The sequence below is a fragment of the Sphingomonas sp. SP6 genome, from assembly GCF_058313435.1.
This window is the reverse complement of the sequence record NZ_JBZFLG010000004.1, coordinates 323,228-338,950: the sequence shown is the minus strand read 5'-3', so window position 1 is coordinate 338,950 and position 15,723 is coordinate 323,228. Positions and strand designations below refer to the sequence as shown.

The following is a 15,723-nucleotide window of genomic DNA, read 5'->3' as shown; positions in this document are numbered from 1 at the left end:
ACGCCGGAGCGGGCGTGGCGGTGCGCCCGCGCCTCGGCTATCGTGGCGCGATGGCGGGTCCCTTCGGAGTCGCCCGCCGCGTCATGATCACGGCAGGGCTGTCGGCGCTGGTGGCCGCTCTTCCGCTCGTCGGCGCAGATCCTGCCGAGGCGAAGTCCTCCGCACGGGCCGCACCAGAAGAGTCCAGACTGCCCCCGCTCCCGCCCGCGGCGATCGACGACGCGCTCGAGATCGGCGGGCCGGAGATCGCCGCGAAGCGGGTCGAGACGCGGATGTCGGTAGCGGTCCGGATCGACGGCCGCGGTCCGTTCGGGTTCATCGTCGACAGCGGTGCCGACACGACTGCGCTCAGCATGTCGCTCGCCAGTCGGCTCGGGCTGGCGAGGGGCACGCCGGTCATGCTCCACTCGATGACGGGGGTCGGGCCGGTCGAACGGGTTCACGTCGGCGAGCTCGGGCTCGGCGAGAGCACGATCCGAGACCTTGACCTGCCGGTCCTGCGCGAGGACGATCTCGGCGCGCCTGGGCTCATCGGCATCGACGCGCTCGTCGAGCAGCGGCTGATGATGGACTTCGAGAAGAAGGTCATCACGATCGAGGACGCGCGACGCCCGCCGCCGCGGCTGAACGGCGAGGTGGTGGTGGTCGCGCGGCGGCGACGCGGGCAGCTGATCCTCACCCAGGTCGGGGTCAACGGGCGCGGGGTCGAGGCCGTGCTCGACACCGGCTCCGAGATCACGATCGGCAACGGCGCGCTCCGCACCGCGCTGGAGAAGCGGCACCGCGGGCGCATCGAGACGGTCGACGTGCTCGGGGTGAACGGCGTCAAGGTGACGATGCCGTTGGTCCGCCTGGCGGAGATCCGGATCGGCCCGATCGTGATCCGCGACGTTCCCATCGCCTTCGCCGACGTGCCGCCGTTCGCGGCCTTCTCGCTCGACGATCATCCGTCGCTCCTGCTCGGGACCGACCTGATGGCGAACTTCCGCCGCGTGTCGCTCGATTTCCGCGCGCGCAAGGTGCGGTTCCAGCTGAAGCGCTGCGACACCGTCAGCGTGATCGTCAGCACGGCGGCGACGGCGTCCCGACTCTCGGCGGCAGAGCCGAACGGCGCGGTCTGTCGCGGCTGAGCGGCCCGCCGCGGCTTACTGGATTCCCGAAGCCGTCGCCGTTACCGTGCCGCGGTTCACCGGCCGCGATCGCCGGACGGGAGAGACAGCCATGGAGATCACCGCCGCCGTCGCGCGCGGAGCCGAGCGCGAGTTCACGATCGAGACCGTGACACTCGACGACCCGCGCGACGACGAGATCCTGGTGCGGGTGGTGGGCGTCGGGCTGTGCCACACCGATCTGGCCTTCAAGATGTCCGGCGCGATCGCGGCGCCGGCCGTGCTGGGGCACGAGGGATCGGGCGTCGTCGAGCGGGTCGGCGCGGCCGTGACCAAGGTCGCGCCGGGGGACCGGGTCGCGATGACGTTCCGGTCGTGCGGAACCTGCGCGAACTGCGCGAAGGGTCAGCCGGCCTATTGTCACACCATGCCGCAGCTCAACTACACCGGGGCACGGGCGGACGGCGGCAAGGCGCTCCGCCGCGGCGACGAGGAGATCGCAGGCAATTTCTTCGGCCAGTCGAGCTTTGCGACCTATGCCCTCACCTACGAGCGCAACGTGGTGAAGGTCCCCGCCGACCTCCCGCTGGAGCTGATGGGGCCACTCGGCTGTGGGGTGCAGACGGGTGCCGGGGGCGTGATGCGTTCGCTGGCGTGCGAGGCGGGCTCGTCGCTGCTCGTCCTGGGTGGCGGCGCGGTCGGCCTGAGCGCGGTGATGGGCGCAGTGATCCGGGGCTGCGCGACGATCATCGTGTTGGAGCCGCATGCCGCGCGGCGGGCGCTCGCGCGCGAACTGGGTGCGACGCACACGCTCGATCCGAAGGACGCGCCCGATCTCGCCGCCGCCGTGCGCGCGATCGTGCCGATCGGCGTCGACTACGCCTTCGACACGACGGGCATCCCGGCGCTGCTCCAGGCCACGCCGACCTGTCTTGCCCCGCGCGGCGTGTTCGGGATCGTCGGTATCGCTCCGCCGGGCACGCCGATGCCGGGCGACCTGATGACCGCGGTGACCTTCGGCCATACGGTCAAGGGCATCATCGAAGGCGACAGCGACCCTGACGTCTTCATCCCCGAGTTGATCGCGCACTATCGCGCGGGACGACTGCCGTTCGACCGGCTGATCCGAACCTATCCGCTGGCCGAGATCAACCAGGCGATCGCCGATCAGCATCGCGGCGACTGCGTCAAGGTCGTGCTGCTGACCGCTTGAGGGGAGATTGGATGCATCCGTTGGACCTGACCGGAAAGATCGTCCTCGTGACCGGCGGCAATCGCGGGATCGGCTACGGCATGGCCGAGGGAATGGCGCGGGCGGGCGCCGACATCGTGATCTGGGGCAGCAACCCCGCCCGCAACGCCGAGGCGGCGGAGCGGCTCGCCGCCCTTCCCGTCCGCAGCCTGACGCAGACCGTCGACGTGTCGCGGGAGGATCAGGTCGACGCGGCGATGACCGAACTGCTGACCTCGATGGGGCGGCTCGACGCCTGCTTCGCCAACGCCGGGATCAGTCCGCGACGGGAACGCTTCCCCGACGCGACGCTGGACGAGTTCGATCGCGTCTTCGCGGTCAACCTCCACGGCGTGGTGCTGACCTTGCGCGCGGCAAGCCGGCACATGCGCGAGCGCGCCGAGAGGGGCGACCCCGGCGGGTCGTTGGTAGCGGTCTCCTCGCTCGGCGCGGTCCACGGCATGCCGCAGGCCGCGCCGTATGCGGTCGCCAAGACCGCGCTTGCCGGGCTCACCCGCAGCCTCGCCGTCGAGCTTGCGCGTTACGGGGTGCGCGCCAATACGATCGCGCCGGGCTGGATCGAGACCGAGATGAACGCGGGGCTGCACGGCGACGGGCCGATGACGAAGATCCTGCCGCGCATCCCCGCAAGACGCTGGGGCAAGCCGGAGGATTTCGCAGGGATCGCGATCTATCTCGCGTCCGACGCGAGCGCCTATCACTCCGGCGACAGTTTCATGATCGACGGCGGCTATTCGGTGTTCTGATCCGGCGCCGTCAACGTGGTGACGGCGATCAGGCGTTGCGGGCGACGAGCCCACCGTCGACCGGGATGATCGCGCCGGTGACGAAGCTCGCGCCCGGCAGGCACAGGCTGACCGTCATGTGGGCGACTTCCTCCGGCGCGCCGTAGCGGCGCAGCGCGGTACGGCGTTTCGCATAGAGGTCCTTGTCCGCGTCGCTGATCGACGCCGTCATCGGCGTCGCGATCGGGCCGGGGCAGATGCAGTTGACGGTGATCCCCGACTTGCCGAGATCGACCGCCATCGCCCGCGTGAGCGCCACCACGCCGCCCTTGCTCGCGGCGTAGGCGGTGTCGCCCGCCGTTGCGCCGAGGGCCTCGGTCGAGGCGATGTTGACGATGCGAGGATGCGGGCTTGCGGTCAGATGCGGAAGCGCCGCGCGGACGATCCGCTGATGCGCGGTCAGATTGATCGACAGCAGCCGGTCCCACAGCGCGTCATAGCCGTCGCCGTTCAGCGGGCTGAACCCGGCGACGCCGGCGTTGTTGACGACGATGTCGAGCCGACCGAGGCGCGCGACGATCTCGGCGATCGTCCGCTCGATCGCGGCCGGGTTGGCGACGTCCATCCCCCAGGCGTGCCCGGCGAGACCTTCTTCGCGGATCGCGGCGGCGGTCGACGCGACTTCGCCCTCGTCCCGGTCGGTCGCAGCGACGGTCGCACCGGCGCGCGCGAGCAGCCGCGCGGTCGCCGCCCCCATTCCGCCCGCCGCCCCGGTGACCAGCGCCACCGATCCGGCGAGCGCATCGGCGGCGAACCCGCAGCCTTTCGCCATCATTCCGGCTCCCGCAGCGCGAAACCGATCCGCGGCAGATGGACCACGACCGTCCCCGCACGCTCATCCTCCCGCCGCAGCGAGACCCGATGCGGCGACGATCCCACCAGGACGCCGGCAATGGGTTCGCGGCCATAGTCGGCGGCCGAGACGACGACGGACTTGCCCGCCAGCGTCGCATCCGCGGGCGCGACCTCCGTGGGGTCGGGCTCGGCGGCGCGCGCTGCCGCGATCGCCTCCTCAGGAGTCGCCGCAGACCGTTCGCCGTGGCCGATCGCGCGGACCCGCTCCATCCAATCCGCCAGGTGCGGCAGGTCCGTGAACGCCGCGGCCGCGGGCGGGTAGAAGCCTTGGACGAACCATAGGTTGTAATAGACCGTCGCGTCGATCAGCCCGGGCTGGCCGCCGCCGAGGAACGCGCGTCCGTCGGCCAACTGCTCGCTCGCGAGCGCGGCATGGGCGCGGAGTTGCACCGCCATGTGCGGGACGGCGGCGCGCATCGCCGCGGGATCGAACGGCTGCCCGCTCAGCGCTTCGCGGTCGCGGACGAAGGCCGGGTCGACCTTCTCGCCGAGGCCGGCGAAGATCACCGTCACCGCCGCCTGGAAGAATGCGCGGTCGGTCCACTGCGCCGCCGCCTGGTCCAGCCCCGGAGCGCCCGAGGGAAAGAGGGTCGGCGTCGGAAATCGCCGTTCCAGCTCGCGCGCGATGAGGACGCTGTCGCAGTAGATGTCCGCCCCGATCTGCATCACGGGGATGCGCCGGTATCCTCCCGTCAGCGCCGTAAGCTCCGGCTTCGGCATGATCACCGGCTGATCGACCGCGCGCCAGGCGAGCCCTTTTATGCCGAGGCAGACGCGCACCTTCTCGGAGAAGGGTGAGGACTGATATTGGTGCAGCAGGATCGTCACGCACGCTCTCCCCAACGCCTCTCGACGGGCGCCGTGCGATCCTGCCGGGCGAACCGCGTCCTGGCCAGCGAAACCGGCAGCTCGCCGGGGTCGATCGAGCGCGCGCCGCACAGACGAACAGCGCGATCGGTCGAGGAACGCCGGAACCCGGACACGCACGTCGCAGCGGTCCGGCTTTCGCCTTCACAAAGTGAACGGGCGGCCACGTTCGCTGTTGACGCACCGCAATATCTCTAACTACATCGGGCTAATAGGGATTCATCCGAGGCTCGCGAGGCCTTGGCGCAGAGGGGCCAGCGATGGAGCGTCCGACCTGACACCGCCGCACCGCCCGGTAGCGCGGTGCCACCACCACCACGTGTAGCTCGTCCGACCGGCGGCGCATCGCTGCGCGCCGATGCGGCGGCGCGCGCCTGCCATCCGCGACCTCCTGGGCGTGTACCTGAAGGACTTACCCGTGACCCACCGCCTCACCCTCGCCGCCACGCTGATGGCCACCTCCGCGCTCCTACCCTTCGTTGCGACGCCGGCCGCCGCTCAGGCGACGGCGCCCGACGGTGCGGCCGCGGTGACGACCGCCGCTGCGGCCCCCGTCACCGCGGCCGATGATGGCACCGACGTCGTCGTCACCGCGCGTCGGCGCGAGGAGCGCGCGCAGGATGTGCCGATCGCGCTCAGCGTCGTCGGCGCGGAGCAGCTCGGCGTACGCGGCGACTTCCGGCTCGATCAGGTGCAGCAATTGGTCCCGTCGCTCCAGGTGTTCAGCTTCAACCCGCGCAACACCAACATCAACATCCGCGGGCTCGGCTCGAACGTAGCGCTGACCACCGACGGGCTCGAGAACGGGGTCGGCGTCTATATCGACAACGTCTATTACGGCCGGGTCGGGCAATCCCAGTTCGACCTCGTCGATCTCGACCGCGTCGAGGTGCTGCGCGGGCCGCAGGGCACGCTGTTCGGCAAGAACACGACCGCGGGCGCCATCAACATCTCGAGCAAGCTGCCCAAGTTCGACTGGGGCGCCGACGGTCAGGTGGATGTAGGCAGCTACGACTACCGCCAGGTCCGCGGATCGGTGACCGGTCCGCTGATCGACGACCTGGCCGCGATCCGCGTCAGTGGCGCATATACCGAGCGCAGCGGCTTCCTCTACGACACCACCACCGACCGCGACGTGCACGATTACCGCAACTTCACGCTGCGCGGCCAGCTGCTGCTCACCCCGGCGCCAGGCCTGACCGCGCGGATCATCGGCGATTGGGGACAACAGGACCAGAACTGCTGCATCAACGTGCTGGTCGGGGCCTTCAGCGCCTATGATAACGGCACCGCGATCGCGAACAACTTCCTCGCGCGCACCGCGCGGCTCGGCTACACGCCGACCTTCGATCCGTTCGCGCGGAGAACCGACGCGAACTCCCACTTCCAGGCGAACATGAACACCTGGGGCGTCTCGGGCCAGGTCGATTACGACCTCGGCAGTGCGGCGGTGACCTCGATCACCGCCTACCGTGCGTGGAACTGGTTCCCCGCCAACGACCAGGACTATACCTCGCTGTCGATCAACCTGCAGGGGTATCTGCAGAACAATCAGCGTCAGTTCAGCCAGGAGCTGCGTCTCGCCTCCACCGGCAAGAACACAGTCGACTGGCTGGTCGGCGCCTATTACTTCTGGCAGGTCGTCCGTGGCACCGGACAGTCGGAGTTCGGCCCCGACGCCGCGCTGGCGCTCTATCCGGCCGACCAGGGGATCGTCGCCGGGGGTCAGACCGTCGCGTCGATCGCCGCCAACGGCTTGCTGTCGACGCAGCGGTCGGACCCGCACACCAGAAGCTACGCCACCTTCGCCCAGGCAACCTGGCACATCACCCCCGCGCTCGATTTCACCGGGGGCGTACGCTACACGCATGAGCGCAAGTTCGGCAGCTACAGCAACACCCGCGTGTTCGCGCAGCCGATCCCCGCCGGCGCGACCGACGCTCAGGTCGCGCGGATCAACGCCATCCGCAGCGCGCTGTCGCCGACCCAGGCGTTTTCGGTCGACACCGATGACGACAGCGTCTCCGGGCTCGCGACGCTGGGCTGGAAGCCGGCGCAGGACGTCCTGATCTACGCCACCTATTCGCGCGGAGCGAAGTCGCAGGGGCTGAACCTCACCAACCTTCCGCAGGCCAATGGAGTCATTCTCGCCGATCCGGTCGTCGATCCGGAGTCCGTCAACAATTACGAGGTTGGGCTGAAGTCGCAGTTCTTCGACCGGCAGGTCACGCTCAACCTCGCCGCCTATCGCGCCGACGTCAGCAACTATCAGACGACGATCCTCCAGCAGGTCCCGGGCCAGGTCATCTACGTCAACTACATCGCCAATATCCCAAGCGTCCGCTCGCAAGGGTTCGAGGGGGATCTGGCGTGGCGCGCGGCGGACTGGCTGAGCTTCACGGGATCGGTCGCCTATACCGATGCCAAGTACCGGGACTATCCCAACGGCCCGACCCCGGTCGAAACGCTGAACCCGACCGCCGCCAATCCGGCGGGAACCCCCTCGAGCGACTTCAAGGGCAAGCCGCTCGCCGGGGTGCCGAAATGGGCCGCCTCGATCGGCGGCGACGTGTCGCGGCCGCTGAACGATGCCGGCGCGGAGGTGTATCTCCACGGCGACTGGTCGTACCGCTCGTCCTATTACACGGTGGCGAGCGACAGCCGCTACGGCCGGGTCCCCGGCTACGGCATCGTCAACGCGCGGCTGGGCCTGCGGCTCGGGCAGGAGGGCCGCTACGATCTCTCGGTCTTCGCGCGCAACCTGTTCGACAAGGATTATTACCAGACCCTGGGCGTCCAGGCCTACGGCCTGATCACCGCCACGCTGGGCGATCCGGGAACCTACGGCGCGACGTTCAAGGTGCGGTTCTGATGCGCCCGGTCGCGTTCGCGCCGCGGCGGCGGCAGTCCCGCCTCGGCCTCGTGCTGACCGTGGCCGCGGCCGGGGTGCTTCCCGCCGCCCTGCTGCCGGCGCAGCCGTCGCCGGCGAGAGCGCCCGCCCCGTTCCAGGCCGACGCCGAGGAGTTCTACCTCTACACGCTGCCGCTGATGGAGGTGATGCGTCGGCGCGACGCCTTCCTGCAGGCCCATCCCGCGAACAGCTTCGTCCACGCACGCACGCTCGCGGACGAGACGTCGCGCGAGGTGACGACGCCCAACAACGACACGATCTACTCCAACGCCTTCATCGACCTGCGAGGCGGGCCGGTGACGATCGCGGTGCCGGCGACAGGCGCGCGCTATTTTTCGCTCGCGCTGATGGATGCCTGGTCGAACAATTTCGCCTATTTCGGCACCCGCGCGACCGGCGGGGTGGCGTTGACGGTGACGTTGGTCGGCCCCGGCGCGCCGCCGCCGGCCGGGGCGGCGCACGTCGTCCGCTCGCCGACGCCGTGGGTCTGGGCGCTCGGGCGGACGCTGGTGAACGGACCCGACGACGTGCCGGCGGCGCGCAAGGTGCAAGACGCGCTGGTCATCTCCGGCGGAGCGGCGGGTCCGATCCCCGCCGCGGTCCCGCCGCGCACGGCGTCCGCGCCGGAGCTCCAGGCCGCGGCGCTCCGGCTCATGACGGAGAACCGGCCGTTGCCGGCCGATGCCGCGGAGATCGCGCGATTCACGCGAGCGGGTCTGGACAGGCCGATCGGCGCTGGGCCGCGCGCGGCGGCGCTGGAACAAGGGTTCGGCGCCGCCCGCCAGGCGACCCAGACGGCAAAGCGCGACGGCCGGATCGTGAACGGCTGGAGCTACCCCAAGCGCAACCTGGGCGAGTTCGGGACCGATTACCGCTACCGCGCGCAGGTCGCGGTCGGCGGACTGGCGGCGCTCGGCCGCGCCGAGGCGATGTACCTGCGTGCGGTCGCGCCGACCCCGCTCGGCCTCTACGACGGCACCAGGCAGTACCGTATCCACTTCGCCAAGGGCGGCGAGCCGCCGGTCGGCTCGTTCTGGTCGCTGACCATGTACGAGCGCAGCGCGGACGGGCGCTTCTACCTCGTCGCGAACCCGATCCGTCGCTTTTCGATCGGCGACCGGACGCAGGGGCTGACGCGCAACCCGGACGGCTCGCTCGACCTGTGGATCGGCCATGCCGATCCGGGGGCGGACAAGCGGGCGAACTGGCTGCCGGCACCCGCCGCGCCGTTCATGCTGAGCCTGCGGACCTACCTCCCGAAGCCCGAACTGGTCGAGGAGCGCTGGCGAGCGCCCGCAGTCGAGGAAGTCGCGCCGTGAAGCGGATCGGAGCCCTGGTCGCGCTCGCCGCGACGCCGGCGCTGGCACAGGTCGATCCGCCCAGCGCGGCGACGATCGCGCATAACAGGCAGGCGGCGGCCGACGCGCCCTTCTCCGACACCCGCGATCTCGCCTTTGCGCAGCGCGGCTTTCTGGGCACCCGCAAGGACCCGGTGATCCGCGTCGCCGACGGCCGGGTCGTGCTCGACCTGCGCGCGACCGACTATCTGCGCGGCCCCGCGCCGGCGACCGTCAACCCAAGCCTGTGGCGCGAGGCCGGGCTGATCGCGCGGCATGGCCTGTTCCGGGTCACCGATCGCATCTACCAGGTCCGCGGCTTCGACGTCGCCAACATCACCTTCGTCCGCGGCGATGCGGGCTGGATCATCGTCGACACCGGCACGACGGCAGAAGCGGCGCGCGCCGCCTACGACCTGGTCACCGAAAAGCTCGGACGTCGGCCGATCGAGGCGATCCTCTACACCCACTCGCATTCGGATCATTACGGCGGCTCCGAGGGGCTGCGCGATCTGCTGGTGCCGAACGCGCCGGTGATCGCGCCGGTCGGCTTCCTCAAGGCCGCGATCAGCGAGAACGTGATCGCCGGCCCGGCCATGTCCCGCCGTGCGGCCTATCAATTCGGATTACCGCTGGATCGCAGCGCGACCGGCACGGTGGGCTCGGCGATCGGTGGCGCCTTCCCCAACGGCACCCGCGGCATGATCGCGCCCACCCGCGAGATCGACCGGACCGCCACCGACCTGACGATCGACGGCGTGCGGATGCGCTTCCAGCTGACGCTCGGCACGGAAGCTCCCGCCGAGATGAACGTCGGCTTCCCCGACTGGCGCGTCGTCGACATGGCCGAGAACGCCAATGTCACGCTCCACAACATCCTCACGCCGCGCGGCGCGGTGATCCGGAGCGCCAAGGCCTGGGCGGACGGCCTGACCGAGGCGCTGGAGATGTTCGCGGGATCGGAGATCCTCATCACCAGCCACGGCTGGCCGCGGTTCGGTGCGGCCGAGGTCGCCGACTATCTGGGCAAGCACCGCGACCTGTACGCCTATCTGCACGACCAGACCGTGCGGATGATGAACCAGGGGCTGACCGGCGACGAGATCGGCGCACGGCTGACCCTCCCCACCGCGCTGCGCAAGGAGTGGTACGATCGCCCCTATTACGGCTCGCTGAGCTTCAATGCGCGCGCCGTCTATCAATATTACATGGGCTGGTACGACGCGAACCCGGTCCACCTCGCGCCGCTGCCGCCCGAGGAAGGGGGCCGGCGCTATGTCGCCGCGATGGGCGGCGCCGCCCACGTCCGCGAGATGGCGCAAATGGCCTATGACGGCGGCGACTATGCCTGGGGGGCGGAGCTCCTCAATCGCGCGGTGTTCGCCGACCCGGCGGACACCGCGGCGAAGGCGCTGCTCGCGCGCTGCTACGACCAGCTCGCCTGGCAGAGCGAGAATGCCGTGTGGCGCAACATCTATCGCACCGGCGCGACCGAGCTGCGGTCGGGCCCGGCCGCCGCGCCGCGCTCCGGCGACGCCGGGTTCCTCGCGGTGCTGCCGACGTCGGATATCTTCGATCTGTTCGCCACCCGGCTCGATCCCGCGAAGGTGGGCGACGCGCATGCCGTGATCGCCTTCGTCTTTCCCGACAGGGGCGAGCAGGTGACCGTCACCGTCGCCAACGGCGTGCTGACCCACCGTGCGGGCACGTCCGGTCGCGCCGATGCGAGGGTGACGCTGAAGCGGTCCGATCTACTCGCCGCGCTGACCGGAGGCGCGCCGCTCGCGTCCAAGATGGCGGCGGGCGAGGTGCGGGTCGACGGCGACGCCAGCGTCCTGTCCCGCTTCGCCGGCTGGTTCGATCGTCCCGACCCGAGCTTTGCGATCGTGACGCCGTGACGGCGCCCGCCTAATCCAGGAAGCGGATCGCTGCGTGCCCGTCGTCGCGGACGACGCGGACGCCGACGTCGTAGAGCGAGGACAGGGCCGCGTCGGTGAAGACCGCCGCGGCCGGCCCTCGCGCGGCGACCCGTCCATCCTTGAGCGCGACGACATCGTCGGCGATCCGCAGCGCGAGCGCGAGATCGTGGAGCGCGACGATCACGGTGCAACCCGCATCCGCCAGCGCGCGCAGTCGCGCGCCGGCGTCGATGGCGTGGCGCGGGTCGAGCCCGGCGGTGGGCTCGTCGACGATCAGCATCTCGGGCTGCCCCACCGTGGCGCGCGCCAGCATCACGCGGGCGAGTTCGCCGCCCGAAAGCTGGGTCGCCGGGCGGTCCTTCAGCGCGACGAGATCGTGGCGCACCAGCGCGGCGTCGATCCTGGCCCGCCAAGCGGCCGGGAGCCCGCCGAAGGCGGGAAGATGCGCGGTCAGCCCCAGCGCGACCACGCGCTCGACGCTGATCGCCCAGTCGACTGCGGGATTCTGCGGCAGATAGGCCCGGCGCATCGCCAGATCGCGCCGCCCGATCCCGGCGAGCGGCGCGCCGTCGAGCCGGACCGCTCCCGTCGTCGGGGTCAGCAAGCCGGCGGCGACCTCGAGCAGCGTCGACTTGCCGGCTCCGTTCGGGCCGATGATCGCGGTCAAGCGCCCGGCGACGAAGGTCACGTCGATCGCGCCCAGCACCGTCCGCCGCCCGCGCTCGACGCCGACGCCTTCAAGCACGAGCGCGCTCATGCCCCCGCCTTCCGGACGTGGAGCACGAGCCAGAGGAAGAAGGGCGCGCCGACGACCGCGATGAACACGCCCAGCTTGATGTCGGGCCCGATCCTGAGCAGCCGGGTGGCGATGTCCGCGGCGAGCACGATGATCGCTCCCGCCAGCGCCGCCGGCGCAAGCGTCGCGCTGGGCCGATGCCCGACCAGCGGCCGGACGAGATGGGGAGCGATCAGCCCGACGAAGCCGATCGCCCCCGTCACCGCCGTCGCCGCGCCGACTCCCAGCGCGACGCCGAGCAGCGCCAGCAGCCGGGTCCGCCGCAGGTCGATCCCCAGGCTCTCCGCCTGCCGTTCGCCCAGCGTTAGCGCATCGAGCGCCCGCCCCGTCGTCAGCAGCAGCCCCGCCCCCAGGACGATGAAGGGCGCGGCGAGCAGCACGTGATCCCAGCTGCGGTCGGCGAGCGAGCCCATCAGCCAGCTCATGATCTCATAGGCGGCGAACGGGCTGGGGGCGAGATTGAGCGCCAGGCTCACTCCGGCGCCCGCGATCGTCTGCACCGCGACGCCGGCGAGGATCAGCGACAGCGTTCCGCCGCGCCGCGACAGCGCCAGCGCGACGCCGATCGTCACCGTCGCGCCCGCCAGCGCGAACACCGGCGTCGCCAGCGCGGAAACGCTCGCAAAGCCGTAATAGAGCGCGATCACCGCGCCGAGCGAGGCTCCGCCGGAAACGCCGAGCAGCCCCGGCTCGGCGAGCGGATTGCGCAGCAATCCCTGCAGCACCGCCCCCGACAGGCCGAGGATACTGCCGACCAGCAGCGCCAGCACCAGCCGCGGCAGCCGCACCTCGGTGACGATCAGCCGGGCGAGGTCCGGACGCGGGTCGAACAGCGCCGTCGCCGCCTGCGCGGGGGTAAGCCACACTTCCCCCGCCAGCAGCGAGGCGGCGGCGAGCAGCGCGAGGGCGGCAAGCAGGGCGAGGACCAGCCAACGCCTCACGGCCGCGTCCTCGCCTGCGCCGCGCCGAGATCCCGGCGCAGCGCGACGGCCGCCGCGGCGATCATCGGGGTGCCGCACGCATAAGCGGCCTGGCGCACGGCGACGCTGCGGCCATTCCAGAGACGCCGCACGAGCGGGTGGCGGTCGATGTCGTCGCCCAGGCTCGGCCCGGAGTCATGCGATCCCCGGACCAGCACCGCCGGCCGCAGCCGAACCAAGGTCTCGACGCCCGGATGGCGGGCTCCCGCGACGAGCGGATCGCGCCCCAGGTTGCGCGCGCCTGCCGCCGCCAGGATCGCGTCGTAGAGCGACCCCCGGCTCGCCCCGAAGCCGGAGCGATCCCATGCGACGACGGAGATTGGCGGCGCCGGCGCGCGCGCCAGGTCGGCGAGCGTCCGATCCATCGCCGCGATCAGCGCCTCGCCGCGCCCGCGCGCGTCGACCGCGGCGGCGATCTGGCGAGTGACGCGGCGGATGTCGTCGATCGACGACGGCTCGTCGACCTCCAGCATCGGATAGCCCACCCGTCTCAGCGCGCCGCGCAGCGCCGGCGTGCTGAAGCTGCCGGCGATCACCAGATCGGGTCGCTGGGCGAGCACCTCCTCGGCGAAGCCGTGATTGACCGCGACGCGCCGGGCGGCGCGTGCCATCAGCGACCCGGCGGGGTCACGCGACAACCAGCTGACCGAGGCGATCCGATCGGGCGGAAGCAGCGCCAGGACGAGTTGGTCGGTGCATTGGTTGACGCTCATCACCTTGAGCGGATGCGCGGCCGGTGCCGGCCGCCCCGCGCCGCAGCCGCCGAGCGCGAATGCGAGGACGAGGACGACCGGCAGGCGCATCAGAACCTCGCCCGAACCCCCCCGTACCCCGCACGGCCCGACGTGGCGAAGCTGAACACCTCCTCATACCCCTCACCCCCCAAATTCTCGATACGCCCGAACACCGAGAGGCGGTCGGTGATCCGATATTCGGCGTTGAGGTTGACCAGCACATACTCCCGCAAGGACTCGGTCACCGGGACGAAGCTCGGATCGATATAGGCGAGATCGGTCTGGCGGCCGTTGTAGCGGACCGTCAGCGTTCCCGAGAAGCGCTGGTCGCGGCTGAAGATCGTCGTGTTGAGGCTGGCGACATGCGGCGGACGACGCACCTCCTGGACCCCGTTCTCCCGGGCATGGAGATAGGTATAGGCGAGATCGAACTTGATCTGCGGGATCGGCCGCGCGGAGACGAACACCTCCACCCCGTGCTGGCGCGACAGCGTGTCGCGATTGGCCGGCGTCGCGACGAAATCGGGAGCAGGATAGATCGTGGTGATCTCGTCTTCGAGGATGCTGTCGAAATAGGTTGCGCCGATCGTCGCGCGTCCGCCCGCCAGATCATAGTCCACGCCCGCTTCCCAACCCTTCGACTTTTCGGGCTTGAGGTCCGGATTGCCGATGTAGCGGCCGTCCTCGTAGCCGAACAGCTCGTAATAGCCCGGGTTCTTGACCCCCGTGCCGTAGGCGCCGCGCACCCGCAGGCCGAACGGCAGCCGGTAACCGGCCTGGGCGCGCCAGGTGGTCGCGTCGGCGAAGCGGTCGTTCGCGTCGTGGCGGATGCTCGCCCCGGCCGAGAAGGCGTCATCGACGGTCAGCTCGTACTGTGCGACGAACCCCCAATTCTCGGTCGAGCGCGTGCCGGTGAAGGCAAAGCCGCCCGGCGTCGTGTTCTCGAAACTCTCGTGCTCGAAGTCGACCGCGCCGGTCACGCGGTTGATGACGCGGTCACTGCCGAAGCGGTAGCTCGTCTCGAGCGAGCCCTTGTAGCGGCGACCGTGGTCGCCCGAAGTGACGCCGAACGCCGAATAGCCGGTGCGGTCAATATCGGCGATCTGCCCGCTGAGCGCGGTGTTCCACTTGCCGTCGGCGAGCGCGAGGTCGCCGCGGACGAGGCCGTAGATCGAGTCGGTGCGCGCATGCGAGCCGGGCGTGTCGACGATATAGCCGAACAGCGGACTGGCGGTGTCGAACTCGCTGTCGTTGGTCAGCGCGTCGGCATAGGTGTAGCGGCCGACGCCGGTCAGCTTGAAGATCGGCGAAGGTGTCCAGCTCACCTTGGCGGTCGCGTTGGCGGTGGTGAAGCCGACATCGCGCGTGCCGTTCCGCGCGGTCGGCGTGCCTTCGGTCCGATAAGCCGATCCGGAGACCGCATAATCGAGGCTGTCTGAATAGCCCGCGACCCGCACCCCGCCGGCGGCGGTGCCGAACGATCCGCCTTCCGCTCGGACCGAGATGCCGGGTGCTTCGCGCCCGGTCAGCGTGATGTACTGGATCACGCCGCCGATCGCGTCCGACCCGTAGAGCGACGATTGCTGCCCGCGCAGCACCTCGATCTTGGCCGCCTCGTCGGCGAGCAGCGAGGAGAAGTCGAACTGGCCCTGGAACGGATCCGACGCCTCGATGCCGTCGATCAGCACCAGCACGTGGTTGGCCTCCGAGCCGCGGATGCGGACGTCGGTCAGCCCGGCACCGGCGCGCGACACCGCAAGACCGGGCACATCGCGGAGCACGTCGGCGACGAGCCGGGTCTGGCGTTCGTTCAGGTCGGCGCCGCTCAACACCGTCACCGACGCGGGCAGGTCGCGGACCTCGACGCCCTCGCCGGAGCGGGAGGCGGTGACGACCACGTCGTGGCCGGCGAGGTCGGTGGTCGGGATGGTCGGGTCGCTCTGCGCGAGTGCCGGCGTAGCGGCGGCGAGCGCCAGAATCGAAGCGAACGTCTTGGTCATGGATCTTCCCCCGCGCCGGCTCGACAGGCGCGGCATGGGGCGATCCGGCGCGCTGGAACGCGACGGACGCGGACCAGGCGGACACCCGCAGCGGACGCAGATCCGCGAGGCCCGACCGAAACCGCTCGCGGCCCCGGCCGCACGGCGTGTCGCTCTCGACGGAAGGTCTTCCGTGCCC

Annotated in this window: 12 protein-coding genes; 6 read left to right on the top strand and 6 right to left on the bottom strand. The window is 70.6% G+C overall.

Annotated features, from left to right (window positions below):
• Window positions 1–50 precede the first annotated feature (50 nt).
• The 3 genes from AC4GYY_RS15105 to AC4GYY_RS15095 all read left to right on the top strand — a co-directional run bounded on the left by AC4GYY_RS15105 (window position 51) and on the right by AC4GYY_RS15095 (window position 3,107).
• Window positions 51–1,130, top strand: a complete 1,080-nt coding sequence (locus AC4GYY_RS15105) for a retroviral-like aspartic protease family protein (RefSeq protein WP_491121704.1) — start codon at window positions 51–53, stop codon at window positions 1,128–1,130.
• Between the two features lie 91 nt (window positions 1,131–1,221).
• A complete protein-coding gene (locus AC4GYY_RS15100; RefSeq protein ID WP_491121702.1) occupies window positions 1,222–2,322 on the top strand; it encodes an NAD(P)-dependent alcohol dehydrogenase in 1,101 nt (366 codons plus the stop codon).
• 11 nt (window positions 2,323–2,333) lie between these two features.
• Complete coding sequence (locus AC4GYY_RS15095; RefSeq protein WP_491121700.1) at window positions 2,334–3,107, top strand: SDR family NAD(P)-dependent oxidoreductase; 774 nt, start codon at window positions 2,334–2,336, stop codon at window positions 3,105–3,107.
• 28 nt (window positions 3,108–3,135) lie between these two features.
• Here AC4GYY_RS15095 and AC4GYY_RS15090 read toward each other — a convergent pair whose 3' ends face one another.
• Window positions 3,136–3,921: an SDR family NAD(P)-dependent oxidoreductase gene (locus AC4GYY_RS15090; RefSeq protein ID WP_491121699.1), complete on the bottom strand. Its 786-nt coding sequence runs from the start codon at window positions 3,919–3,921 to the stop codon at window positions 3,136–3,138.
• Entirely contained in the window at window positions 3,918–4,829 is a 912-nt protein-coding gene (locus tag AC4GYY_RS15085; RefSeq protein WP_491121697.1) for a glutathione S-transferase family protein, read from the bottom strand. The genes AC4GYY_RS15090 and AC4GYY_RS15085 overlap by 4 nt, the downstream gene beginning before the upstream one ends.
• Window positions 4,830–5,286: 457 nt before the next feature.
• Between AC4GYY_RS15085 and AC4GYY_RS15080 the strand changes: the two genes are divergently transcribed.
• Genes AC4GYY_RS15080 through AC4GYY_RS15070 form a run of 3 tightly spaced genes read left to right on the top strand, consistent with a single transcriptional unit; the run spans window position 5,287 to window position 11,014 of the window.
• Window positions 5,287–7,740 carry a TonB-dependent receptor gene (locus AC4GYY_RS15080; RefSeq protein ID WP_491121696.1) on the top strand — a complete coding sequence of 818 codons (2,454 nt, stop codon included), beginning with the start codon at window positions 5,287–5,289 and terminating at the stop codon, window positions 7,738–7,740.
• Window positions 7,740–9,098 (top strand): DUF1254 domain-containing protein, encoded by a 1,359-nt coding sequence (locus AC4GYY_RS15075; protein WP_491121695.1) that lies wholly within the window; start codon window positions 7,740–7,742, stop codon window positions 9,096–9,098. Before AC4GYY_RS15080 ends, AC4GYY_RS15075 begins: the two co-directional genes overlap by 1 nt.
• Window positions 9,095–11,014 (top strand): alkyl/aryl-sulfatase, encoded by a 1,920-nt coding sequence (locus AC4GYY_RS15070; RefSeq protein ID WP_491121694.1) that lies wholly within the window; start codon window positions 9,095–9,097, stop codon window positions 11,012–11,014. The genes AC4GYY_RS15075 and AC4GYY_RS15070 overlap by 4 nt, the downstream gene beginning before the upstream one ends.
• Window positions 11,015–11,024: 10 nt before the next feature.
• Here AC4GYY_RS15070 and AC4GYY_RS15065 read toward each other — a convergent pair whose 3' ends face one another.
• Genes AC4GYY_RS15065 through AC4GYY_RS15050 form a run of 4 tightly spaced genes read right to left on the bottom strand, consistent with a single transcriptional unit; the run spans window position 11,025 to window position 15,545 of the window.
• Complete coding sequence (locus AC4GYY_RS15065) at window positions 11,025–11,792, bottom strand: ABC transporter ATP-binding protein (RefSeq protein ID WP_491121693.1); 768 nt, start codon at window positions 11,790–11,792, stop codon at window positions 11,025–11,027.
• The gene (locus tag AC4GYY_RS15060) at window positions 11,789–12,772 is read right to left on the bottom strand and encodes a FecCD family ABC transporter permease (RefSeq protein ID WP_491121692.1); all 984 of its coding nucleotides are present in this window, start codon (window positions 12,770–12,772) and stop codon (window positions 11,789–11,791) included. Before AC4GYY_RS15060 ends, AC4GYY_RS15065 begins: the two co-directional genes overlap by 4 nt.
• Complete coding sequence (locus AC4GYY_RS15055; protein ID WP_491121690.1) at window positions 12,769–13,614, bottom strand: ABC transporter substrate-binding protein; 846 nt, start codon at window positions 13,612–13,614, stop codon at window positions 12,769–12,771. Before AC4GYY_RS15055 ends, AC4GYY_RS15060 begins: the two co-directional genes overlap by 4 nt.
• Window positions 13,614–15,545 carry a TonB-dependent receptor plug domain-containing protein gene (locus AC4GYY_RS15050; protein WP_491121689.1) on the bottom strand — a complete coding sequence of 644 codons (1,932 nt, stop codon included), beginning with the start codon at window positions 15,543–15,545 and terminating at the stop codon, window positions 13,614–13,616. Before AC4GYY_RS15050 ends, AC4GYY_RS15055 begins: the two co-directional genes overlap by 1 nt.
• Window positions 15,546–15,723 lie beyond the last annotated feature (178 nt).